Source organism: Moritella sp. 28 (assembly GCF_018219435.1).
Lineage (GTDB): Bacteria > Pseudomonadota > Gammaproteobacteria > Enterobacterales > Moritellaceae > Moritella.
Genome location: NZ_CP056121.1, coordinates 4326670 through 4350317, shown reverse-complemented (window position 1 = coordinate 4350317; position 23648 = coordinate 4326670). Strand labels below are relative to the sequence as shown.

The following is a 23648-nucleotide window of genomic DNA, read 5'->3' as shown; positions in this document are numbered from 1 at the left end:
TTTTATTCTAAAGCAAGTAGGGGCATAATCTAGAGGGGGGAGGAAACGCAATGAACCTGAATTGGCGTCCCAGTTCAGATTCATTGTGATTTTTTAGCTTATTATATCGAGAATCGAATTAAGCTGTCGCAGCTACCTTCGATAATGTTTTAGCTAAATTTTTGATGTAAGTATTTGTTAATGTTTCAAATTCAACTTTAACAACTGGTTTTAAACCGATACCAGCCAGACTTGGTAATGGAATTGTAATTACGGCATCTGTTAATAAGTTAATATCACAACCAGTACTAGTCTCAGTTATGATCCATTTACCAGATACTTTTGCACTATTATTAGCTGTTTCACGAGGTTCCCAAACAATTGATTTACTCGCTGCATCACAGGTATATTCGCATGCATAAATTGTTTGAAGTTGAATCGGTCCTAGACCAATTTTTTTCATTTCCCAACGGTAAGTATTTGCAGCTTCTTCGATCAAATGCTCTAGATCTGGAAAATGGCTAGTTGAAGCCGGAACGTCAGCTAAAAGCTTATAAACGGTATCTATATCTGCAGGCACTGTAAATTTTTTATTTAGTTGAATTTTTACGTCGAAAGCCATTTCAAGTGTTCCTTTATTTAATAATAGTGTTAAATATTCTAGGCTTAACGCGCTAGATGTATAATTTCTGCCGCTTACATTGCAACAGATGAATATTGTTGTCAAGAATGAACTATCAATTTTGGGGTATGTGTTATGGCTGTTTTACCTTCAAATATCGTCAGCTAAATGTGCCTATATATCCCTTTGTCGGGTAGATTGTAAGTTACACAAGATTATATACAGCGGTGTAACAACTATCATGCTTGTTTTGTATAAGATAGCGATTCGAACTGAAATGTATCATTGAGTAAATCAGTCAGATAATATTGATCTAATGTTTGTAGGAAGGCATCAATACCGGTTTCTAGTACTTTTTTTAATTGATAAATTGGCACAATGTCACTATCACTTGCGTTGGCATCTATGCCTTTCAAATTATTCTCGAGTGCTCTGACGAGCTGTCCAATATTAATTTCTGATGCGGGTTTTGCTAACCATATACCGCCATTTTTACCTCTCGATGATTCTATATAGTCGAGAGCTGACAGATGTGCTATGACTTTAGCAATATGGTTTCGTGATGCGTCATACACATTAGCTACTTCCGCAGAGCTTGAGCGCTGTCCTTTTGGAAGGGTGGATAAATACATGAGTGTGCGTATGCCAAAATCTGTATAAGTCGTTATCTTCACTTTAGTCACCATTGCAAATGTTATCGTAAGTTAATTATGCGCAAACTACTCTAGAAATTTATACCAACTCTTTCTCTGCCTTTATCATTATGACGTTTTCACCATGTTCTTGAAGGAAACGCTTAAACCCTTCGAGCAACTCTCTTGGATGACTAAACTGGCAGTAAGTGACTGGATAATCTTGATCTAACTCTTTTAAAAGTGGGCTTTTGATTGGCGCTCCTCGCCAGACTGCAAAAAAGACGGGCTTTGGATGGATGGAGCTTAAATTATAAGAAAGTTCATAAGCATCACTATCATTAGATGATGTGTGGATATAAAGCAACGCATCAACAACCGATAATAAACGTAACCGGTAATGACGATAATTTGCTGGTGTGAAAATGATCCCTGTTTGTCGCTGAAAAGCTTGCTGGTAATCACCTTGTTCTGCATCTAGATTGAAAGGAAGGAATTCAAGACCGTCGATGTTATGTTGTAAAAAGGTAATAACATTATCTAAAATCTTCAAGTGGTCTTTATGAATATCCCCCACATCTTGTTTGACTAATAGTTTCATTTTGATTCCCTTTCCTGACGATCGTTAAAATCGGTTGTTAGGAATACTGTTATACGCGGAACTATTAGAAATATTAATCAAGAGCTTGAGATATTTTAGCCTAGATTCTAGATTAGTGAAAAAGCATTGAAAATTAAAACCTAGGCTCATGTATTCGAGTCGTTTATTCCATAGGGTAGAGTTTGTCAAGTGCGATAGATAACCCATTTTCAGTGACAATACGCACATGATCTCGACGTAATTTCCTTGGTTCATTAACACCACATGAATGGGCGATTAGACCAATACCGTAATGAATGTATTTGTTATAGTTTGCAACCCGCTGTGCTTTATCTTGAACGTCTAATCCTTCTTGCAGTTTTGGGTTGTGAGTAGTGATACCCGTTGGGCAAGTATCCTTATTACATTGCAATGCTTGAATGCAACCTAGCGCGAACATGTTTCCACGTGCAGATACAATAAAATCGGCGCCGACGGCTAATGCCCAAGCGACTTTTGATGGGGTAATGAGTTTTCCTGATGCGATGACTTTAATTTTCCCTTGTAAATTGTACTTTTCCAACATATTAACAAGTAAAGGTAAGCTTTCTTTTAGAGGCAGACCCACATAATCCATTAATGGTTGTGGTGCAGCCCCTGTGCCCCCATCGGCACTGTCTAACGTCATAAAATCGGGTGCAGATTCGGGACCGCGTTTTATTATTTCTGTTAATATATCCGTTATCCATTGAGTATGACCCAATACAAATTTAAATCCGACAGGTTTACCTGTTACTTGGCGAATACGGGCGACCATATCAAGTATATCACCAACATTTTTTATTTCTGGATGAGCATTTGGACTGATGGAGTCTTCACCGACGGGAATACCTCGGGCTTTGGCTATTTCTGCTGTGACCTTTTTACCGGGTAATATGCCTCCCTTGCCTGGTTTAGCCCCTTGGCTTAGTTTTATTTCAAACATTTTGACTTGTTCTATTTCGGCAATTGATTTCAGTTTTTCATCACTTAAATGACCATGTTCATCTCGCACGCCATATTTTGCTGTGCCTATTTGATAAACGAGATCGGCACCGCCGGCAAGATGATGAACTGATAGGCCGCCTTCCCCCGTATTTAACCAGCAACCCGCTTCTTTTGCACCATAAGACAATGCTAATACAGCAGGTTTTGAAATGGCTCCATAACTCATGGCTGAAATATTAAAGACAGAATTTGTTACGTACGGATGTGGGCAATCGGGACCCAAGGTAATAGTTTGGGGAGCTATCGCATCTTTGGTTAAGGTTGGAAAGGCACAATTCATGAACATGATGGTACCGACTTGATCTAGGTTACGTGTTGAGCCAAATGCGAGGGTGCGGTCAACGTTTTTTGCCGCGCGGTAAACCCAAGATCGTTCAGCTCGGTTGAAAGGCATTTCTTCACGATCTTGTGCAAAGAAATATTGGCGGAAGAACTCCCCTTGTTTTTCAAATAGATATCTAAATCGTCCGATGACAGGATAGTTATGGCGAATAGCTTGCTTGGTTTGTCTTTTATCTACTATATACATGTAGATAACACTAATTATTCCTCCAAAGAGGAGTAAAATGAATAGCCCTGTCATAATATCGAGGCCGTACAGTAGCATATCAATTTGTGATTTAAATTCCGGTTGCATAGGTGATACCTTTATTGAACTCTATCCTTAAGTTAAGAATACAATAAAGGGCGCTGCACAACTAATCATAATTCCATAATTCCATAATGACTTTATGGAGGGTAATGCACTATTTTGTAACGATATCTTTGGCTATTTTTTGTAGTAGGTAGGTCTCTCGCTCAATTGACAGGCCAGCTCTAGGGTGACTCGCTATAACGTCAAGGTTATGCGCAATTGCGTCGTGGATATTGATCCATAGTGCGCTAACGCCATTCTTGATTTCATTTTCTTCTAAGCGTGGCGTGCCTAATTCTTTATTGGCATTACAAGTAAAGCAATAGGATAGCATTTGGATACTATCAAAGCCGTCTTTATACCAAGGGCGAAGTTCTTCGTAACTACCGTAAGGTACAACGTTGTGAATATTTTCGGCACCTGTTTCTTCTTGCACTTCTCGAATTAAACCGGTGATGATGTCTTCATCGTCATGCAATCCACCACCCGGTAAACTGTAATCATGGTAGCGGGCAGTGAAGATCAGTAAGATCTCTTCACCTTGAGTAATAATGCCACGCGTTGCGATCCGTTGGTCAGTATTTTTAGGCGTGGTTACATCTGGATGGATAGTAGAACGAAGGATGGGCATTTGGTTGATCATTATAAATGGCTCTTATGATTGATTAACTTGTAGTTAAGATAGGTTATTTTTACCGTTCTTAGCTGTATCACTGTAATGCGTTTTTCGAATTTTGTATGCCAGCGTAATACTGTATGTCATCACGTATTGGAACTCGAATTAGCCATATAGTAGCATATTCGTAAAGAAGACTCTGCAAAGGCTTTACTTGTTTTTGTATCTAGATGAATTAGCCAACGGTGATACGAAGTCAAACTGAGACCATTTTTGCTCTATTTTATGTTTAGCTAAAAAAGATGAAATAATCAGAATTTTAATTTCTTGTCTTGATAACTAAATTATTTATGTGCCTAGCGTAATTAAACTTGATAGTCTAGTGTGTAATGCTGTACTATTACGTCATTACAGTTCAGGTGCGATGATTTTATAGTATGATCAATGAATTACTTTTAGATATATCAAATAAGGGCGATATTTCACTCGTCCTGCCATTGTTGTTTTCACCGGAAGAATTAAATGCTGTCAATGCCCGTGCTTTAGTTTATAAAGAACTTTTGCTAGGTGAGCGGTCACAGCGCGAAATAGCGAAAATACACAATATTAGTATTGCCACTATTACTCGAGGTTCAAATAATTTGAAATCAATGAGTAGTATTGAAAAAGAATTATTACAAACATTATTAATTAGGAAGTAGGTATATGTCTGAAGTAATGACCGTCAGTCAAGACGAAAAACCATCCTCGCTGGGTGGCGTATTCATTATTACGGGTACCAGTATTGGTGCCGGTATGTTTTCGCTACCCGTATTAACATCAAGTATGTGGTTTGGCTGGGCTGTATTATTTTTGTGTGTATCTTGGTACTGCATGTATAGTTCAGCACTTTACTTACTTGAAGCGAACCAAAAATTTAAACATGGTGTTAATTTTGATTCAATGACAAAGGCCTTGTTGCCGACATCATTACGTATATTGAATGGTTTGTCAGTGATGTTTGTGAGCTATATCTTAGTATATGCCTATATTTCGGGTGGAGGCTCGATGTTGGGGCACAGCTTACAATCGGGTTTAGGTATTGAACTTGATCAATCTGTCGCTAGTTTTGCTTTTGCAGTCCTGCTTGGGTTGATTGTGAGCTTTAGTACCAAAGCTGTTGATCGTTTTACTTCTGCAATGTTAGGTGGGATGGTGATCACTTTTAGTATCGCTATTTTCAGCTTGATTAGTGGTGCAAACTTTTCTTTATTACAGCCACTTGCCGAGATGACAGAACGCTTACCTTATAGTTGGGCTGCAATACCGTCATTAATGGTGTGTTTTGGTTTTCATTCTAATATTCCAAGTCTGGTTAAATATTATAAAAAAGACAGCGGGAAAGTCGTTAATTCCATCCGTTACGGAAGTTTGTTAGCACTGACTATATATATCATCTGGCTGCTTGCGAGTTTTACTGTGATTGGTCGTGATGGATTTGCTTCTGTTATTGCTGAAGGTGGTAATATGGGTGCACTCGTTTCTGCGTTAGAGTCTAAGGGATCGGGTGTTACGTTAGCAATTACGTTACAGTTATTTGCCAATTTTGCTGTAGCAACATCATTTTTGGGCGTGGCATTAGGTTTATTTGATTTTCTTACTGATTTATTGAAACTCGATGATACCTTGTCTGGTCGTAGTAAAACGGCTTTAGTCACATTTGTACCGCCAATGATAGGCGGTGTGCTATTTCCAAATGGTTTTATTTACGCCATTGGTTATGCGGGGTTCGCTGCGGCTATATTTGCTTTGTTTACACCTGTTGCTCTTGCTTTTCAGGCGCGTAAGCATTTACCAACCACTGATTTTTTGGTTACTGGTGGTTATACACGTATGGTTGTGGTGATGATATTTGCCGTTTGCGTGGTTATCTTCCAAGTCTTGTCGATGATGGGGATGCTAGCGTAAGTACGTCAATTGATAGTATGACCGCCGTTAGTGATGAGTAGATTACTAACGGTGAGTTAGCTGATCATAAGTGAATTTAAATGTGATTAGATTTAAGTTTTTGAAATTAATCTCTATTTGTATTATTTAGTGCTTTGTTTTGGCGCTTTTTTGCGATATAGCACTATTTTGAAACAATAATGATATTAGTTTTGAATTAATTCTATTTTATTCAGTATAATAAGATATATTTTGATTATGTGATATAAACATGAATTATACTTTTTCTCGCACGGCCATTATTTTTACTTTTGTCTTCTCTTTATCGGGCTGTTTTGATATTGCTGACACGCCAAAATTAAACTCTTCATGGGAAGCAACTGGCTCAACATCAATTAAGAGCGAGCAATTCGGTTTCGTTAATGACTCTACAAGCACATGTCCTACCTTTTTAACGAATAGCAACTCCGATATTGAGCAGGCTTCATTGCCTACTGAATTTAGTATTGTTGATTGGAATATTTATAAACAACAGGGTGATAACTGGCGTTCAGAGCTAACAAGCTTAATTGAAAAAAATGATTTGATCGTTTTACAAGAAGCTAAATTAAGTTTTTTATTGCATCAATTAATGCAGCAATATGGGTTAAGTTGGACACAAGTTGAAGCTTTTAGTATTTATAAGCAGTCGATGGGTGTATTAACGGCAAGTAAAATCGAGCCGATATCAGCGTGTAAACAAACACTAGCCGAACCTTTGATTCGCTTTCCTAAATCGTCACTGATTAGCTATTATTCTTGGGCGGGCAGTGATGAACCTCTGCTTGTTGCTAATATGCATATGATCAACTTTACATTGGGTGTTGATGAATTTAATCAGCAACTAGAAAGCGTAATTTCTGTTATTCGTCAGCATCAGGGTCCTGTGATCATGGCTGGGGATTTCAATACTTGGACGAACAAGCGTTTGAGTAGGTTGCTTGAGGTGACGGCAAGTGTTGAGTTACAGCAATTGGTTTATAAAAATGATGTGCGTGAAACTGTATTTGGTCATTCTCTCGATGATATTTATTTTAGAGGGTTACAACAATTGAGTGCCTCATCTTATGAAACAACAGCCTCCGATCATAATCCGATTGTTGCGCGTTTTGGTCCTTTGTTTTAGTTATGATTAATGGAATGAGTTTTATGGATAAATTTAAACAGCAGTATCCCATTATTGTCGATGACATTGTACGCTGGGGTGACATGGATGCCTTTGGGCACGTTAATAATACCGTGTATTTCCGTTATTTTGAACAAGCGCGGATTGGTTATTTTGATCAAATTAAGGCAATGGAATACATGCAGGCGCATGGTATTGGTCCAATTTTAGCCGCGACGAACTGCCGCTTTAAAGCGCCACTAAAATCCCCTGATACTATTCAAATTGGCGCTACAGTTTCAGAATTTGCTGAACATAAATTTATCATGAAGTATGCGGTGTGGAGTAATACGTTACAACGTGTTGTTGCAGAAGGTGAAGGGGTCATTGTTTTTGTGGATTATCGTGAGCATAAAAAAATGCCCGTACCAGCAGATATAGTAGATAAAATAAAACAGTTACAACCAGCATTATTTACGGTGTAGCGATGGCGGGATAAAGCAGGCTAGGTTATAGCCTGCGAATAATCTTATACTTAAAGCGCGCTATTTGCCGCTTGTTCGTTTAAGAATAGACAACCAAGTGTGAATGCATTCTGTTGGAATTTTTTCAGGCCTGTTTCAGAAAATTCTACAAAGATCGGGTGATCTTGTTGTAGTTGCTTATAGTACGTTTGTGAAATCATGCTCACTTCTACGCTATTTACAAGTTGGATCGCTGCTTCTGCTTTAAAGCTTGTAGAACTACCACTAAATTTACCTTTAGTAAGACGTTCTTTGATCACCACGTGTTCAATTTTATAATCTTGCATTAGTTGGGCAAATTCTTTATGAAACTGACGCATTTGATACGCTTCAGTTGAACTTGCTAAGGTCATTTTTCTTTTACGGCATTCAATAAGTTCAAACATTCCATCTTTTAAAGAAAGGAAACATAGATTTACTTCATTGCCTGCTAGTTCAACACTACAAATTTTCATTAAATAACTCACCATAAATAAAGATAACTTCGCTATTATAACCACTTTATTGTCAGTTAACATGGTTATCGTTGTTTCGTTGTGAATTTATACGATGACCTATCCCCTAAAAACAACTTATTGTAAGGAAACATAATGACATATTTACCTTGTGTTGAAATTGAACCTAATCTATCGGCAAATGCGAGTGTTATTTGGTTACATGGACTTGGCGCTAACGGTCATGATTTTGCCCCAGTAGTCCCTATGATCGCATTACCCGTCGAACATCAAGTGCGCTATGTTTTTCCGCACGCACCAGACATTAAGGTAACCATTAATAATGGTTACAAAATGCCAGCATGGTATGACATCTTAGAAATGACACTTGAGCGGAAAATTGATATGTCAGGTCTCATGATAAGTGTGGAACAAGTACAGCATTTGATCCAACGAGAGATTGACCGAGGTATTGATAGCGCGCGTATTATTGTTGCTGGTTTTTCCCAAGGTGGTGCAGTAGCATATCAAAGTGCCCTCACATTTCCGCAGCCATTGGCTGGATTAATGGTGATGTCGAGTTACTTTGCAACGTATAAAACGATTGAGCTACACAAGAATAACCTTACATTACCAATTCATGTCTACCATGGTAGTGCTGATCCTGTTGTTGCTGAGTCTCTGGGATTAGACGCCGTAAAATATTTAGAAGCCTTAGGTTATGAGCCTCGATATAGCCGCTACCCTGCAGAGCATACAGTTACACCACAACAAATAAATGACATATCACAGCATATAACGCAGTTTTTATCGATAAATTAGGTGGTTACCTCGTATTAAACCGGGGTTTTATGTAATGCGTTTCAATCGATAATCGTCTTTTATTTTGTAATTAAGATCACAAGGATCCAAGTTGTGCTCTCATTTATGACGATTACACCTATGCTTAATAGTTCCTAGTATCAATAGTAAGATTTAACAATGCGCCAGAATAAAAAAGGTACTGTAAATAATGATGTTGTTAACAATAATGTATTGATTGATAACTTTGTGGCTATTAATGACATCAATAATCCTGATATTGAATCTCAAAAAGAGATTGATCGTGATGCTGCTGAAATTACGCTAGCGACAAAAATGAATTTTGCTCGACAGATTTGGTTAGCTGGGTTAGGGGCATACAGTAATAGCATTGATGGGCTCAATATAGCGGGTGAAAAATCTTCAATGTTTTTTGAAGAGTTACTACGCCAGGGTGAGAAGGTTGATAACGCATTTAAGTTACATACCACAGCAGAGCATATTTCGCTACATGGCTTAGAAAAGCTAATCCAACGGACTTATGCAAAATTAACCGGTATTGAAAGTGATAAAATTAACCAATTAAACGATAAGTTGGATGCGTTACTGGCGGAATTCACAGATAAAAAGTAAACCACTTCGCTTTTGTTGTAAGTGGTTTATGTATGCGTTTACTGCTAAACGGTAATATCGTTAATCTTCGGCGAGTAAGTTGCCAAGATATTCGCTGGCATTTGCTCTAATCGGCATAAAATAGACATTATCATTTTTGGCTTGCACCTTTTTGATCATTGCTCGGCCAAAGTTAATATTCCATTCTTTCGTTGCTTCGAAGTCGCTTGGAAAGACCACGTCATTTTTGTTTTCCCAGTAGGACTTACTTGTTTCGCTGTGAATTGGACTCATCCCCCAAAAAACTTCCGTACCCTGTAGCATATCCATGTATACATCGAGAAATTTTAAATCAAAAAATGGTTGCGTGAAGAAACCGTCAACACCAGCATCAATTTTATCGTGGATATAATCGAGCTCTTTACGCATACTGGTTCGATATTGATCGATTGCAGCGTACACTTTCATATATGGCAGTTCTTTTTTGATAATACGAATGAGTTCACATGATGTATTACGATAGGTACGATGTGAAATATCCTGTGGTGGATCGCCTTCGACGACAAGTACAGAATTGATCTTACTATGACGGAAAAAATCGGTTAATGGGAAGCCACTTCTCAAATCAAAATCGATAGCTCGAAGGTGAGGGATCACTTCATCAAACTTATCTTGTAGATGATCACAGGCATCCCAGCTACGAACATCAAAGCGAAGTAAGTCTGGAATATTTAGCGTATTTATTTGACTAAATTGGCTTACTTCTTCGACTTCAGTGTTTAAAGTTTCCCATGTACGGGGTACAAGCTCTATTGAGTATTTCAAATTACATCCCTATTTGTTATCAACAGTCCTCGTTGATAATCCTTTTAATACCTAAACTCGATTCCGCGTGTTTAGGTTTTTACAATCATTGATATAATTTGTATTACTATACCTTATTTATTTGCGGCTAACTGCTGTAACCAAGCAATTTCATTAGCCCAAATAGTATCATCTATTGTTTCCAATACCATAGGTATACCATTAAAGCGCGCATCCTGCATGATAAATTTAAAGGCATCTTCACCAATAAAACCTTGGCCTAAGCTGTGATGGCGATCAACTTTCGTTCCTAGCGCTACTTTGCTGTCATTAATGTGCATACCAGCGAGGTATTCAAAGCCGACAATATTTGAAAAATCGTTAAAGGTTTTTTCACAAGCGTCAAAGGTACGTAAGTCATATCCCGCGACAAAGGTGTGGCAGGTATCAATGCAAACACCCACACGACTCTTGTCTTCAACTTGTTCGATTATCTCGGCAAGGTGCTCAAAGCGATAACCTAAGTTTGTTCCTTGGCCTGCGGTATTTTCAATGACCGCTTTGACAGACGTTGATTTTTCAAGGGCGAAATTAATTGATTCTGCCACGCGTTTTAAACTTTCCGATTCCGATATTTTTTTTAAGTGACTACCAGGATGAAAGTTAAGTAAGGTTAAACCTAGCTGTTCGCAACGGTGCATTTCATCATAAAAGGCATTACGCGATTTTTCTAATGCCTCAGCTTCTGGGTGCCCAAGGTTAATCAAGTAAGAATCGTGAGGTAAAATTTGTGCCGAGGTAAAATTGTATCGTTTGCAATTGGCTTTAAATTTACGAATATCATCAGGACTCAGTGCTTTTGCATCCCAACGACGTTGATTCTTGGTAAATAGAGCAAATGCAGTTGCACCTAAATCGTGGGCATTTTTAGGGGCATTCCACACACCGCCAGCTGCAGATACATGCGCACCAATAAATTTAGTCATTTTTTGTTCCATTAATTTCGGGATTCATCGTTTTTAATCAATTTAATGACAAAACAGTTTTAATGAAGGCTTTTTACGATAAAATTAGGTTTTTGGCAATGCTAATTTTTGGGATCTATTAATGAAAACTTGGTCAGAATTTTTGTTGCACGAACAGCAGCAAGCATATTATTTAGAGTTACAAAATTTTATCTCGACAGAAAGAGCTGCAGGGAAAACCATCTATCCCAAAGAAGCCGATATATTCCAAGCTTTTTCATTAACCCCTTTAAGTGATGTAAAAGTTGTTATATTGGGGCAGGACCCTTACCACGGTCCAGAGCAAGCACATGGATTATGTTTTTCGGTATTACCGGGCATTAAGATCCCACCATCATTACGTAATATGTATAAAGAATTAACGACTGATCTCGACGACTTTAATACACCTGATCATGGTTATCTCGTTGAGTGGGCACAACAAGGTATTTTAATGTTAAATACAGTGCTAACCGTTGAGCAAGCGAAAGCACATTCACATGCCAAATCAGGTTGGGAGACGTTTACTGATCATGTGGTTGAATTGTTAAACCAGCAAGACGAAGAGATCATTTTTGTACTATGGGGCAATCATGCTAAGAAGAAAGGTCGTCATATTGATCGCAGCCGACATTATGTTTTAGAAGGTGTACACCCATCGCCACTGTCTGCAAGTCGTGGTTTCTTTGGCTGTCAGCACTTTTCTTCTATCAATGCTCGTTTACTGGCGCGCCATCAACAATCGATTAATTGGCAAGTCAGTGACATTGATAGCTTAGTATAACTAAATAGGTAAACAGTGAACTCGATCAAAGAAACTAATACTATGTGGGTATACCGTAAAGGGAGGTAATTTTCATATTGGAGTTTGTATGCTATCTCTCATTATTAAAGATCATAAACAAGTCGAGCAACTGTTAAATGTATTAACTGAGCAGTTAGCTGAACTCGAGTCTGAGCTGCAAGGTGTTAATTTTACACTGATGGGTGATATCGTTAATTATTTACGTAATTACATTGAGCGATACCATCACCCAAAAGAAGATCTTATTTACTCGTACTATCTTGAGCATTATGTTGAAGATGCAGCTATGCCGAACCGATTAGCGAGTGAACATCAAAGCTTAAAGTTTCTTAGCCGCGAATTATCAAGTTCATTAAATATGATTCAGCTTGATTCTGTCATGCCGTTTGATGAACTTGCGGCCCAATTAAAAGAGTTTGTTAACAAGCAGCGTGCACATATTCAATATGAAACGAATGTCGTGATGCCACTCATGGCTGAGAAATTTACACCTGATGATTGGTGTCATATTGAACATTTGTGGAAAAATGGTTCTTTACAGGAAGTTCAAACTTTTGCTGAGTTTAATGATACGTATAACCAATTAAAACAGCAGATCGTTCAGGCTGGATTTACTTGTGAAGCAGAAGAAGACCTTTGTTTAGTATAAATAGCTAACTCACTTCGCATTAAATACAGACCATTAAGTCGAACTGTGGCTATTTATTAATTTGAATGGCCATTTTCAAAATTCTAAATCCCATAAGATTTTAACTTCTTGCATTAATGCACTTATGACTGGCTCACGAGCTCTATTTTTAGCAACAACAAAATAGAGTGTTGTTGGAAAGTCTAATACAGATATTATTCGAACTTGTTTGTTTTTTTCTGCCATCTGAGCTTCTTCTATCTCTAGAAAACTCAGCCCTAGACCACTCTTTACTAGTTCTAATCGAGAGGTTTCATCACTCGATTTTATAGTAGAGAGGATATTATTTCCAAGTTTATCTTTTAGAAAATCATCAAAAGGACAATAGTCGCCCATCATTATCCATTGGTGAATACGAAGGTCCGCTTGAGTCACTATTTTACTACAATCAAACGAAAGTGGTGCGATTGTAGTTATCTTTTTCTTCATAACTGCTACGCCGATAAAGTCATCGGGAATAGCACCAAAAATATAACCACCATCTAAACGATGCTCTCTAATGTCATTAATAGTTATGCCGGTTGATTGCTGATGAATATCCAAGCTGATACCTGGGCAGTTTTCTTGTAGGTTTTTTACTAATTCAGAAAGTCTCATTTGCTTGGCTGTTAAGTTAATACCTAAGTGAAATGTCCCAATTATCTCATGTTGATTATTAGCAGCTAAATTCACTAAGTCTAAAGCGCAATCTAGTGTTAGATATGCTTTTTTTAATAATAATTGACCTTTATCTGTTAAAGACATGCCTTTATTAGAGCGAATAAATAAAGGGGTGGCTAGTTCTTCCTCAAGCGATTTAATGTGAGCACTTATAGCTGGTGGCGTCGTATATAGACGCTTTGCTGCTTGAGTTAAATTGCCTATTTCAGCTACCGCGACAAAAGAGCGTAAATGATAAAATTCCAAGGTTAATTCCCTTTAATAAGTCCAACAAGGTTTAGCGAGTATAAAGTAGATTTTATACTCGCTAAATTATTTCACTATTCATTTTTGTTGAACGCAGACTTCAGTAATCATGAATTTTAGATTTTATTAAATCGCGATAAATTAGATCTATTGAAGACTAGCGTTCGATGCAGTCTAGAATCATTAATTATATAAGGAGCACTTATGCCTAGCAATACAAATACATTTTCTTATCAAGCCGAGCAATCTCAAAAAACGCATGACTTTTTTGCTACCAAACTTGCTTGCGAAACTGATTGTTCAGATGTTTACGCGGACATTAAAGCTGATAATAAAAACTATATATTATTAGATGTACGTTCTACAGAAGCATTTAATAAAAGCCATGCAATAACCGCAGAAAGCATGCCTCACAGCGACATAAATCATGAGTCATTCGCGAAGTACGATGAAGATACCTTATTTGTAGTCTATTGCTGGGGGCCTGGTTGTAATGGCGCATCTAGAGCGGCTTTAAAAATTTCAGCTTTAGGGTTTGTAGTAAAAGAAATGATTGGTGGTATTCATTATTGGGAGGATTTTGAACGATACCCTGTTAATCGTCGATTGGCCGAGGTTCAGAGGTAATATTTAATCATGTAGAGGAACCAGATAAAAAACCGCATTAAATGCGGTTTTTTTATTTAAGCAATAAGATCAGAGAAATAACTTAAAGGATCGTTATAACCATCCATTTCCTTTTCTAAACTTAGCTTATCTTTTATCGCTTCAATCTCACGCCATTTCCGTTTTGAAGACGATTTTTTTTCTTTTTTTGTATTTTCTATCGACACTTGATTTATTCCTTCCATGGGATCACCTTTGTAATGATAGTTACCCTTTCTCTATAACATTTTTTTCGTACCCTTAGTCATATTTCACTCCGCATTTGAGTGCCAGATCACGTAAAAAGGCCTAAAATGAAAAAGGTATTAAATAGTTTATGTAAAAAATGATATGAATATTTTACATATATGTATCTAGTTAGGGCTGGAATTGCGGCTTCGGTAATTTTTACACCTGTTTATTAACAATTTACTGGTTTTTTATGTTATATTCCGCGCCACGTTTAGTTGGTGGTGTTACGTTTACTGCTATCTATGGACTTTAATAATATTGTGGAAAAGAAAATATGACGGAAGTTATCGACTTTATCAATGGGCTGCTGTGGGGCTCTGTACTGATTTATTTACTTATCGGTACGGGTCTGTATTTTACCTTTAAATTAGGTTTTATTCAGTTCCGCCATTTTACTCACATGTTCTCTGTTCTTGCTGGTAGCCGTAAAAGCAGCTCTGAAGGTGTATCATCATTTCAAGCGTTATGTACAAGTCTAGCTGCACGTGTTGGTACTGGTAACCTTGCAGGTGTTGCTGTAGCAATTACTGCGGGTGGTCCTGGTGCGGTATTCTGGATGTGGTTAATTGCTGTTATTGGTATGGCGACTAGTTTTGCTGAGAGTGCATTAGCACAATTATTTAAAACCAAAGATGCTGACGGCAACTTCCGTGGTGGTCCCGCTTACTACATGGAAAAAGGTCTAGGCCGTCGTTGGATGGGTGTTGTATTCTCTGTCTGCCTAATCATTGCATTTGGTTTAGTATTTAACGCTGTTCAGTCTGATGCGATTGCTAATTCAATGCACAATGCGTTTGGTTTTGATAAAGCTATCGTTGGTATCGTATTAGTTGTATTTACAAGCTTTATCATTTTTGGTGGTCTACGTATGATCGGCGCATTTGCTGAAATCGTAGTGCCATTCATGGCGCTGGCTTATATTCTTATTGCGTTTGTTGTTGTTGCAATGAACATTTCAGAAATACCTGCTATTTTCGAACTCATCATTAAATCTGCATTCGGCTTAGAAGAAGCTGCTGGTGGCGCATTAGGTGTTGCTATGATGCAAGGTATTAAACGTGGTTTATTCTCGAATGAAGCGGGTATGGGTAGTGCGCCGAATGCGGCTGCAAGTGCGGCACCATTCCCTAATCACCCAGCATCACAAGGTTATGTTCAGATGCTAGGTGTATTCATTGATACTATTGTTATCTGTACTGCGACTGCGTCTATCATTCTGCTCTCAGACCTTGGTGATACATCGGGTATTGGTGGCATCGAATTAACTCAGCATGCATTGTCATCTCATGTAGGCGGTTGGGGTAGTACCTTTGTTGCTATTGCTATTCTATTCTTTGCATTTACGTCAATTGTTGCGAACTATTCATACGCAGAAACAAGTATCTTATTTTTGAACCGAGATTCAAAAGTAATGGTATGGATCTTCCGTGCTGCTGTTTTAGGTATGGTTATGTTTGGTGCTGTTGCGAAATCAACTCTGATTTGGAACATGGCTGATGCATCAATGGGCTTGATGGCACTAGTCAATATTATCGCCATCTTAATGTTGTCTAAGTATGTCATCATCGTTGCGAAAGATTACAACAAACAACTCGCTGAAGGTAAGACGCCTACATTTGATAGTGCTGAATACCCTGAAATTGATAAAAAGATTAACAGTGAAATTTGGAATTCTAAATGTAAAAAGTAGTATTGTAGTTACTTTACATTAGCATTGTAAAATTAGAAAAAGCCACTCATTACAGTAATGAGTGGCTTTTTTATTAGGTATTAATTGAGTCGTAATAAAATCGTATTAAATTGACGAAATCAAAGTGGTTAGAGTTTTAGCTCTACCCTCTTTATGGTTAAATTAGAGTTTTAATACTGACCACATAGGATTAAGTCATGAATAAATTAGCAACTCTAGCGTCAGCAATGCTATTAAGTTTCTCTGTAAATGCTGCACAGGAAGTGTCAGGTGTTTCAGTTCCAGATAATGTATCTCTTGAAGGCGCATCACTTAATTATCAAGGTGCGGGTGTTCGTAGTAAATTCTTTATTGATCTGTACGTTGGTTCGCTATTTACACAAAAAGTGAATAAAGATATAGTAACAAGCCAAGATGTAAGTGCAATTCGTCTGAATATTATTTCTGGGATGATTACGTCAGAGAAAATGGTATCGGCGATTAATGACGGTTTTCATGGTGCAACTGCAGGTAATACAGCGCCAATTTCAGCTGAAATTGCAGAGTTCATTAGTGTGTTTAGCGAAGAGATTGCTAAAGGTGATCAATTTACTTTAGTGAGTTCGCCAGGCAAAGGCTTAGTAACGTATAAAAATAATGAAAAGTTATCGACGATTAATAACGACGTTTTTCGTCAAGCGGTGTTGTCTATCTGGTTAGGTGATAAACCTGCTGATGATGATCTGAAAGACGATATGCTTGGTTTATAATTTATGTTTTAACAAGTGTTTAAACATGCAAATTAAGCGTAATAAAAATGGCTTACGGTTAAGAGTTAAATCTTAGCGTAAGCCATTTTTTATGCGTGTATTCTTTTTAAGTTATACATAGCGTAAGGAGCTCTTTCACTAGGTATTTACTTTTGTGACATCAATATAAAGGCGCAATGCTTGCCCTGGTTGGATATACTTCTGATTAGCCAGTCCATTCCATCTTACAAGGTCTTTAACTCTGACATTAAATTTATTGGCAATACGTGCAAGCGAATCGCCTGGACGGACTTTATAGGTAATATTACGCATAACACCTTTGCCATTAGTGCTCCCTTGTTTTTTACCTTGCCAAACCACGAGCTTTTGATTGACCTTCAGTGCATCTCTAGGCGCGATATTATTCCATTTGGCCAAACTTTTGTAGTTAACTTTATAGGCGCGTGAAATATCCCATAAGTTATCACCTGGTTGCACTTTATGTACCACTTTAAAACGGCCTGCTGGTTTTTCTTGGCGGCGCGTGATGCGTGATGATTCGCTAAATTTATAATAATCGAGTTCTTTCGCGGCCATTGGGATAAGTAACGCTTGTCCGATCTTGATTGTACTGCTGTCTAGATTATTTACCGAGGCAATGATCTTGCTTGAGGTATTATAGTTTTGCGCAACCTCGCTTAGGCTATCGCCTGACTTCACTTTATAGCGAACCCAGTTTAGACGACCCTTTGCGTCCGTTCTTGCTAATGCAGTTTTAAATTTTTCTACATTACCACTAGGAATTAATAACGTATGTGGTCCATTTGGTGCCGTTGCCCATTGGTTGAAACCTGGATTAAGACGTTGTAACTGAGCGACTTCCATGCCCGCTAAGTCAGCAGCAAGTGCTAAATCGATTTGACTGTCAACGTCAACTTGCTGAATTGCAGGCTCATTATCGATTACTGGCAGCGTGACATGGTATTTTTCTGGGTTTTGTAAAATATCAGCAAGTGCTAATAATTTAGGGACGTATGCCTCTGTTTCTTTTGGCAGAGACAGGGACCAGAAATCAGTCGGTAGACCGGCTTTTTGGTTACGCTTAATAGAACGTCCTACACGACCTTCGCCGGAATTGTAAGAGGCTAGGGCAGCCAACCAGTCACCTTTGAATCGGCGGTTTAGGTATTCCATATAGGTTAATGCGGCGCTGGTTGATGCCAGTACATCACGACGGCCATCGTACCACCAGTTTTGTTCGAGGCCGAAACGTTTCGCTGTACCTGGAACGAATTGCCACATACCCGATGCACTGCCGTGTGAGTAAGCAAAGGGGTCAAATGCACTTTCGACGACAGGTAATAGCGCTAGTTCTAGCGGTAAGTTACGACGCTCGAGTTCTTCAACAATAAGATATAGAAACGGTTCTGCACGCTGTGATACTGTTTTTAAGTGCTGTGGATGCTTCAAGTACCAATTACGGTGCTTTGCAATACGCGCATTATCGGGAATCGGAATGCTCATTTGCTCAGAAATACGCACCCAAACATTATCAATTGGCTTGACTGTAACGTCTTCGGCAATAATAAGTTTCGCAATTTTTTCTTCTGCAATACTATCTAAACCGCTCTCTTTATTACTGGCTTCTTGAGATTGGGCAACGACAGGCGTTATAGTAGTTTGCTCATCGTTACTACGATCTTCAGGTATCATTTGACACCCGGTCAGTAATATCAATACCGGAATGGATAATTTAAATTTCATATTCGTCTTATATTCGTCTTATATTAGTGAACAACCCGATATGCTAATCGCCAAGGGAAAACAAAGCAAGTGTATCATTTGGTGTATGTATGCTTATTTTCTGGTTAAAAATGATCTTTCCAGGCTCTTAATGCGGTGAATACAGCTTGCTCGCTGGTGAGTATATCAAGCAGTTTATGTTCCATAGCCATACTTACAGTTGCTTCGTTGGTGCGTAAGAAAACATTGATCTGCTTTTCACTTTTAAGGCTGTTGGGTACGGTTGGTAGTCCTTGCTGACGTAATTTTGCCGTATATTCTATGTGTTTTTTTAGTGCGCGATTTTGCGGTTCGACGGCATAGCAAAACATTAAATTAGCTTGGGTATATTCGTGTGCAGGGTATACATGAATGTTTTCATCTAATGCTTTAATACGTTGTAGTGATGAAAACAATTCTGTCGCGTTACCATCAAGAAGTCGACCGCAACCACCCGAGAATAGGGTATCTCCAGAAAATAACATGGCTTGGTTATAATAAACGACGTGTTCGCGTTTGTGTCCTGGTGTCGCCATAACGGTTAAAGCTAAACTATTATCTAATAAGCTTAACTGACTATTTTCGGTGACTAAGGTGACCGGAGCCTCTACATCGATAGCAATAGATGAGTAGATATTAATGGGTTGGGTTGATGCGGCTAGAATATCACTAATACCATCAATATGATCATAATGGTGATGAGTAATTAAAATGGCATCGAGAATTAAGTTCTGTTGATTGATAACCTGTAATACCGCGTCGGCTTGGCCTGGATCGACGATACAACAGTGATTATTTTCAGTATTTTTGATTAACCAAACATAATTGTCGTTAAATGTTGGTATAGAAATGACTTCAAGCATTGCATCGTTCTCTTTATGGGATTATCTTTAATTATATATAAAACAAAATTTTAGCGGATATTGCCGTGTTAATAAAACCTGCACATCATAAGCATGAGATAGCAATACCCCATTATTGGAACGATCTTCCAATGGGAGGGTGGCTTGCGAGTCAAATTCAGGCTCGGCTTGATGTTTGGTGCCCGAAAATATTTGGTTATCATTTACTAAAATTAGGTTCGCTAAGTGGTGAGCTTAATTGTTTTGGTAGCAGTATACAACACCAGGTAACGGCGACGTCAGAGCAAGGTGTGGGCGGGGTATTCATTGATCCTGCACATTTACCCTTTCAAGAAAATTGTATTGATGCTTGTATTTTAACCCAATCATTGGACTTTTCTGCCGATCCGCATCAAGTATTACGGGAGGTTGAGCGAGTCTTAACGGGTGATGGCTACCTGATCTTAAGTGGTTATAATCCGCTATCATTATGTGGTCTAGTTAAACTACTTGGCGTGAAGCGTTACCACCCTCCTTGGTCGGGTCGAATGTTTACCCCTGCACGTATTAAAGATTGGCTTGAATTACTCGGTTTTGAAATTATTCAAGATGAACGCTTTGGCTTTACGTCTTTTCTAGGTAAAAAACCATTAACTTGGTGGTCTGAGAGTTTCGGTCAAATGCATTTCCCTTCATTTTTGTCGGTTTACTTTATTGTAGCGCGTAAACGTCGAACGCCGATATCTCCCGTTAAAAATTGGTGGCAAGTGAGTCGAACTAATCGTCGTTTTATGCCGACTGGGGCGACACAAAAATTACCACATAAACTCTCTTAACCTTTCTTGACGATTTTACGACTGTATCAGGTGAATCGAACGCTAATTCATATTAGAATAGCGACAGTTTAATTTAGGTGGTGAGATTTATGTCGTTGGACAATGCAGAGTTAATACAGGGCGCGGGTCGCGTTATTGTTTTTGATACCGAAACAACCGGTATGAATACTGGCGCGGGTGGTGTACACATTGGTCACCGCGTGATTGAAATTGGTTGTATTGAGTTGTTCAATCGTCGTCCAACGGGGCGTACTTATCATGTTTATATCAAGCCTGACCGTTTGGTTGATCCTGAGGCGATCGCGGTACACGGTATTACCGATGAATTCTTACAAGACAAGCCCGCTTTTTCTACCATCGCAGACGAATTTATTGCCTTTATTGATGGTGCAGAACTGGTCGCTCACAACGCGTCGTTTGATATTAACTTTCTGGACCATGAATTTAGATTACTAAATAAAGGTCTACCTGAAACTAAAGAAATTTGTAAGATTACCGATACATTAGCTATCGCGAAGAAACTTTTTCCGGGTAAACGAAACAACTTAGATGTGTTGTGTACTCGTTATGGTATTGATAACTCGCACCGTACTCTGCATGGGGCATTACTGGATGCGGAGATCTTGGCGGAAGTCTATCTGTTTATGACAGGTGGCCAAACTAAATTGAATTTATCGCAAGAAGGTGCTAATTCACAAGGTGGGAATGGTATTCGTCGACTTGCTGCAACCCGAACGTTATTGAAAGTGGTGCAAGCAACAGATGATGAATTGAAAGCGCATGATGAACGACTTGGTATCGTTGGTGATGCATTGTGGCAAGTACACTAGGTAAGGACAAAAATGCGTAATATTTGGTTGCTATTGGCATTTATTGGTGCTGTTAGCATCAGTACTTTTACTTCAGCTAAAAGTGTTTATCAAACTAATGTTTATCAGACAAGTGATATCGCGTTATTGGATAACCGCTTTCGTGTTGATTATGGTATTAAGAAAATAACGTTTATTATTGCGCGTGAACGTTTTTCTAAAGCGGTTATTTTGGTTCGTCCCGACGGTAGTAAGGTTTATATTTGGGATAAGTCTGAGCGTGTTCATTGGATTGAAGGTAAAGAACATGACATTATAACCATTGAAAATCCAATGCCGGGGCCTTGGCAAGCACTCGGTAAGATCCAAGGTGATAACCGTATTCAATTATTGTCAGATGTACAACTGCAAGTTACTCGTTTACCTATTCAGCTTTATAGTGGAGAACGTATAAAAGTGAGCGGTGAACTACACCACTTGAAAAAGCGCCTTAATGCAACATATTTACGTGATACTGAACTGATTATGACTGCCTATGGTTATAACCGAACAGAAGACGAAAACTTTAATTTTACCTCTCAAGAACTGGCCAAGTTTAACGATAAAGGGGTGTTTTACGATGAAGTGCCTGAAGATGGTATTTTCACTACTTTTTTACAACTTGATTTAGCCACCGGTAAGTATAAGTTTGAAGTCGCGGTAAAAAATAATGCTTTTACTCGTAGTTTTAATCAAGACGTGGTTATTTTCCCTCGGCCAATAAAAACCCAAATGTTGCCTTTGCTCGTCGATAGTGATCCACAATTAAAACTTACCTTTGATGTTGAAGAGTTACAGCCCGAAAGTATTGTGATAAAAGGCAGTTTAGCATCGGTTAATGGTGGGCCTCGTGATGATTTTATTATTTATGGCGAAGCCAATATGAGTGAACAGGTTTATACGTTTGAACGACCGACTCATATCGGTGGTTATAATATTGAATTGGTTTTGTTTGCAACAACGAAAGCGGGACGAGAAATTACTATCAATATGCCATCGGAAGCATTTGTTATCCCTAAACCTATTATCATTGATAGTGCGTTAATTCCGATAGCAGCATCTCAGGCGAGTGCTACCGATGAGATTGCTGATGGTTTAGAAGTATCAGAAAATCAATGGAATTTATTATTGTGGGTGGTAGGTAGTTTGCTAACCTTACTCATTTTAGCTGTCGCGATATTGTTTAGCATTAAATTTTGGCAAAAACGTAAATTTGAAAAGGTCATATCTAATAAAATGGATGCAGATATCAGCACACCAGAACCGCTAAGTTCAAATGATGGGACGAATATGATGACTGATTTGGACCTTAATTCACTCGATAAATAGTTTGATATGTAATCAATTAGATGATGTATCAGATTTACGGAAGATAAGGTTCGCATAACGCAGTATTTCATTGTTCTTTCACGATTAACACTTGTTTAAAAATTGTAATGCAATTAAAGTCAATGTTAATAAGGTAGCCTTTATTTTGAAAGGTTATCTTATCGATGAACTGTTCAACTTAGATAGTCAAACTAAGATAGTAAACTTCTCAAATTAAGGTTAAAAATTATGGCAATTCAACGCACTTTTTCTATTGTTAAGCCTGATGCAGTAAGAAAAAATTTAATTGGTGCTATTTATTCTCGTATTGAAGCTTGTGGTTTAAGCGTTGTTGCGGCAAAAATGCTTCACCTTACCCGTGAGCAAGCGGAAGGTTTTTATGCAGAGCACAAAGGAAAAGTATTCTTCGAACCTTTAATGGACTTTATGACGTCTGGTCCTATCATGGTGCAAGTATTAGAAGGTGAAAATGCGATCACTTTCTACCGTGAATTAATGGGTACGACGAATCCGGAAAATGCAGCTGCGGGCACGTTACGTTGTGACTATGCTGAGAGCATGCGTTTTAATGCGGTACATGGTTCTGATAGTGAAGAATCAGCTGCACGTGAAATTGCCTACTTCTTTACTGAAAATGAAGTATGCACACGCTAATGAATTAGTGTCACGGGCTGTAAAGTCGTTGCGTAGTGATGCGTGATTAATTTGCTGCCCGGTTTTATGATTTTACCCACCTGTTACAACCTCCTTTCATATTATATCATTTCCTTTTTATCGCGGATATTCAGTCTTAGCTATTGTTATCTCAGCTTAATATTGGTTATTGAAAATAACGACTCATAAATTATTTTGTTTAATTCGGCTAATGCGCTAGCGTCTAGGCGTTAAACTTTGTACAATCCCGCGCCCTGAAACCTCAATTTTAGCATCGTCTTTTT

27 protein-coding genes are annotated in these 23648 nt (G+C 38.3%); 15 read left to right on the top strand and 12 right to left on the bottom strand.

Annotated features, from left to right (window positions below; translation table 11 throughout):
- Window positions 1–118: 118 nt before the first annotated feature.
- From HWV02_RS19265 to HWV02_RS19245, 5 genes are all read right to left on the bottom strand, one after another.
- The gene (locus tag HWV02_RS19265; RefSeq protein ID WP_211677384.1) at window positions 119–601 is read right to left on the bottom strand and encodes an SRPBCC family protein; all 483 of its coding nucleotides are present in this window, start codon (window positions 599–601) and stop codon (window positions 119–121) included.
- A 239-nt stretch (window positions 602–840) separates the two neighbouring features.
- Window positions 841–1275 carry an Rrf2 family transcriptional regulator gene (locus HWV02_RS19260; protein ID WP_249185378.1) on the bottom strand — a complete coding sequence of 145 codons (435 nt, stop codon included), beginning with the start codon at window positions 1273–1275 and terminating at the stop codon, window positions 841–843.
- A 58-nt stretch (window positions 1276–1333) separates the two neighbouring features.
- Window positions 1334–1834: a hypothetical protein gene (locus HWV02_RS19255; protein WP_211677382.1), complete on the bottom strand. Its 501-nt coding sequence runs from the start codon at window positions 1832–1834 to the stop codon at window positions 1334–1336.
- Window positions 1835–1997: 163 nt separating this feature from the next.
- Complete coding sequence (locus HWV02_RS19250; protein ID WP_211677380.1) at window positions 1998–3497, bottom strand: FMN-binding glutamate synthase family protein; 1500 nt, start codon at window positions 3495–3497, stop codon at window positions 1998–2000.
- 109 nt (window positions 3498–3606) lie between these two features.
- Window positions 3607–4137, bottom strand: coding sequence for an NUDIX hydrolase (locus tag HWV02_RS19245; RefSeq protein ID WP_211677379.1), 531 nt, complete (start codon window positions 4135–4137; stop codon window positions 3607–3609).
- A 410-nt stretch (window positions 4138–4547) separates the two neighbouring features.
- On the opposite strand from HWV02_RS19245, the gene HWV02_RS19240 reads away from it, so the two are divergent.
- The 4 genes from HWV02_RS19240 (at window position 4548) to HWV02_RS19225 (ending at window position 7665) form a co-directional block, all read left to right on the top strand.
- Window positions 4548–4811: a Trp family transcriptional regulator gene (locus HWV02_RS19240; RefSeq protein WP_211677377.1), complete on the top strand. Its 264-nt coding sequence runs from the start codon at window positions 4548–4550 to the stop codon at window positions 4809–4811.
- A 4-nt stretch (window positions 4812–4815) separates the two neighbouring features.
- Window positions 4816–6057, top strand: a complete 1242-nt coding sequence (locus tag HWV02_RS19235) for an aromatic amino acid transport family protein (protein WP_211689186.1) — start codon at window positions 4816–4818, stop codon at window positions 6055–6057.
- A 250-nt stretch (window positions 6058–6307) separates the two neighbouring features.
- Window positions 6308–7201, top strand: a complete 894-nt coding sequence (locus HWV02_RS19230) for an endonuclease/exonuclease/phosphatase family protein (protein ID WP_211677373.1) — start codon at window positions 6308–6310, stop codon at window positions 7199–7201.
- A gap of 23 nt (window positions 7202–7224) precedes the next feature.
- Complete coding sequence (locus tag HWV02_RS19225; RefSeq protein WP_211677371.1) at window positions 7225–7665, top strand: thioesterase family protein; 441 nt, start codon at window positions 7225–7227, stop codon at window positions 7663–7665.
- Between the two features lie 50 nt (window positions 7666–7715).
- On the opposite strand, the gene HWV02_RS19220 is transcribed toward HWV02_RS19225, so the two are convergent.
- Window positions 7716–8159 carry a DUF3010 family protein gene (locus tag HWV02_RS19220; RefSeq protein ID WP_255550547.1) on the bottom strand — a complete coding sequence of 148 codons (444 nt, stop codon included), beginning with the start codon at window positions 8157–8159 and terminating at the stop codon, window positions 7716–7718.
- A gap of 135 nt (window positions 8160–8294) precedes the next feature.
- Between HWV02_RS19220 and HWV02_RS19215 the strand changes: the two genes are divergently transcribed.
- Window positions 8295–8960, top strand: a complete 666-nt coding sequence (locus HWV02_RS19215) for an alpha/beta hydrolase (RefSeq protein ID WP_211677367.1) — start codon at window positions 8295–8297, stop codon at window positions 8958–8960.
- Between the two features lie 159 nt (window positions 8961–9119).
- The gene (locus HWV02_RS19210) at window positions 9120–9572 is read left to right on the top strand and encodes a phasin family protein (protein WP_211677366.1); all 453 of its coding nucleotides are present in this window, start codon (window positions 9120–9122) and stop codon (window positions 9570–9572) included.
- Window positions 9573–9632: 60 nt separating this feature from the next.
- On the opposite strand, the gene HWV02_RS19205 is transcribed toward HWV02_RS19210, so the two are convergent.
- Both HWV02_RS19205 and nfo read right to left on the bottom strand, forming a co-directional pair.
- Window positions 9633–10376, bottom strand: coding sequence for a methylenetetrahydrofolate reductase (locus HWV02_RS19205; RefSeq protein ID WP_211677364.1), 744 nt, complete (start codon window positions 10374–10376; stop codon window positions 9633–9635).
- 113 nt (window positions 10377–10489) lie between these two features.
- Window positions 10490–11341, bottom strand: a complete 852-nt coding sequence (gene nfo / locus HWV02_RS19200) for a deoxyribonuclease IV (RefSeq protein ID WP_211677362.1) — start codon at window positions 11339–11341, stop codon at window positions 10490–10492.
- Between the two features lie 121 nt (window positions 11342–11462).
- Here nfo and ung point away from each other — a divergent pair, with 121 nt between their 5' ends.
- A complete protein-coding gene (ung, locus tag HWV02_RS19195) occupies window positions 11463–12143 on the top strand; it encodes a uracil-DNA glycosylase (protein WP_211677360.1) in 681 nt (226 codons plus the stop codon).
- Window positions 12144–12231: 88 nt separating this feature from the next.
- Window positions 12232–12813, top strand: a complete 582-nt coding sequence (locus tag HWV02_RS19190) for a hemerythrin domain-containing protein (protein ID WP_211677358.1) — start codon at window positions 12232–12234, stop codon at window positions 12811–12813.
- 75 nt (window positions 12814–12888) lie between these two features.
- Here HWV02_RS19190 and HWV02_RS19185 read toward each other — a convergent pair whose 3' ends face one another.
- Entirely contained in the window at window positions 12889–13758 is an 870-nt protein-coding gene (locus HWV02_RS19185) for a LysR family transcriptional regulator (RefSeq protein WP_211689184.1), read from the bottom strand.
- Window positions 13759–13962: 204 nt separating this feature from the next.
- On the opposite strand from HWV02_RS19185, the gene HWV02_RS19180 reads away from it, so the two are divergent.
- Entirely contained in the window at window positions 13963–14385 is a 423-nt protein-coding gene (locus tag HWV02_RS19180) for a rhodanese-like domain-containing protein (protein WP_211677355.1), read from the top strand.
- Between the two features lie 56 nt (window positions 14386–14441).
- Here HWV02_RS19180 and HWV02_RS19175 read toward each other — a convergent pair whose 3' ends face one another.
- Window positions 14442–14609, bottom strand: coding sequence for a DUF3545 family protein (locus tag HWV02_RS19175; protein ID WP_211677353.1), 168 nt, complete (start codon window positions 14607–14609; stop codon window positions 14442–14444).
- A 320-nt stretch (window positions 14610–14929) separates the two neighbouring features.
- Between HWV02_RS19175 and HWV02_RS19170 the strand changes: the two genes are divergently transcribed.
- Both HWV02_RS19170 and HWV02_RS19165 read left to right on the top strand, forming a co-directional pair.
- Window positions 14930–16345 carry a sodium:alanine symporter family protein gene (locus HWV02_RS19170; RefSeq protein ID WP_211677351.1) on the top strand — a complete coding sequence of 472 codons (1416 nt, stop codon included), beginning with the start codon at window positions 14930–14932 and terminating at the stop codon, window positions 16343–16345.
- Window positions 16346–16542: 197 nt separating this feature from the next.
- Window positions 16543–17094 carry a chalcone isomerase family protein gene (locus HWV02_RS19165; protein ID WP_211677349.1) on the top strand — a complete coding sequence of 184 codons (552 nt, stop codon included), beginning with the start codon at window positions 16543–16545 and terminating at the stop codon, window positions 17092–17094.
- A 138-nt stretch (window positions 17095–17232) separates the two neighbouring features.
- Here HWV02_RS19165 and HWV02_RS19160 read toward each other — a convergent pair whose 3' ends face one another.
- Both HWV02_RS19160 and gloB read right to left on the bottom strand, forming a co-directional pair.
- Window positions 17233–18837, bottom strand: coding sequence for a LysM peptidoglycan-binding domain-containing protein (locus HWV02_RS19160; protein ID WP_211677347.1), 1605 nt, complete (start codon window positions 18835–18837; stop codon window positions 17233–17235).
- A 104-nt stretch (window positions 18838–18941) separates the two neighbouring features.
- Window positions 18942–19718, bottom strand: coding sequence for a hydroxyacylglutathione hydrolase (gloB, locus tag HWV02_RS19155; protein WP_211677345.1), 777 nt, complete (start codon window positions 19716–19718; stop codon window positions 18942–18944).
- Window positions 19719–19783: 65 nt separating this feature from the next.
- Between gloB and HWV02_RS19150 the strand changes: the two genes are divergently transcribed.
- The 4 genes from HWV02_RS19150 to ndk all read left to right on the top strand — a co-directional run bounded on the left by HWV02_RS19150 (window position 19784) and on the right by ndk (window position 23364).
- Window positions 19784–20533, top strand: coding sequence for a class I SAM-dependent methyltransferase (locus tag HWV02_RS19150; RefSeq protein ID WP_255546920.1), 750 nt, complete (start codon window positions 19784–19786; stop codon window positions 20531–20533).
- 89 nt (window positions 20534–20622) lie between these two features.
- Complete coding sequence (dnaQ, locus tag HWV02_RS19145) at window positions 20623–21363, top strand: DNA polymerase III subunit epsilon (RefSeq protein ID WP_211677343.1); 741 nt, start codon at window positions 20623–20625, stop codon at window positions 21361–21363.
- 12 nt (window positions 21364–21375) lie between these two features.
- A complete protein-coding gene (locus tag HWV02_RS19140; protein WP_211677341.1) occupies window positions 21376–22710 on the top strand; it encodes a TIGR03503 family protein in 1335 nt (444 codons plus the stop codon).
- A 228-nt stretch (window positions 22711–22938) separates the two neighbouring features.
- Window positions 22939–23364 (top strand): nucleoside-diphosphate kinase, encoded by a 426-nt coding sequence (ndk, locus tag HWV02_RS19135; RefSeq protein ID WP_211677339.1) that lies wholly within the window; start codon window positions 22939–22941, stop codon window positions 23362–23364.
- Window positions 23365–23648 lie beyond the last annotated feature (284 nt).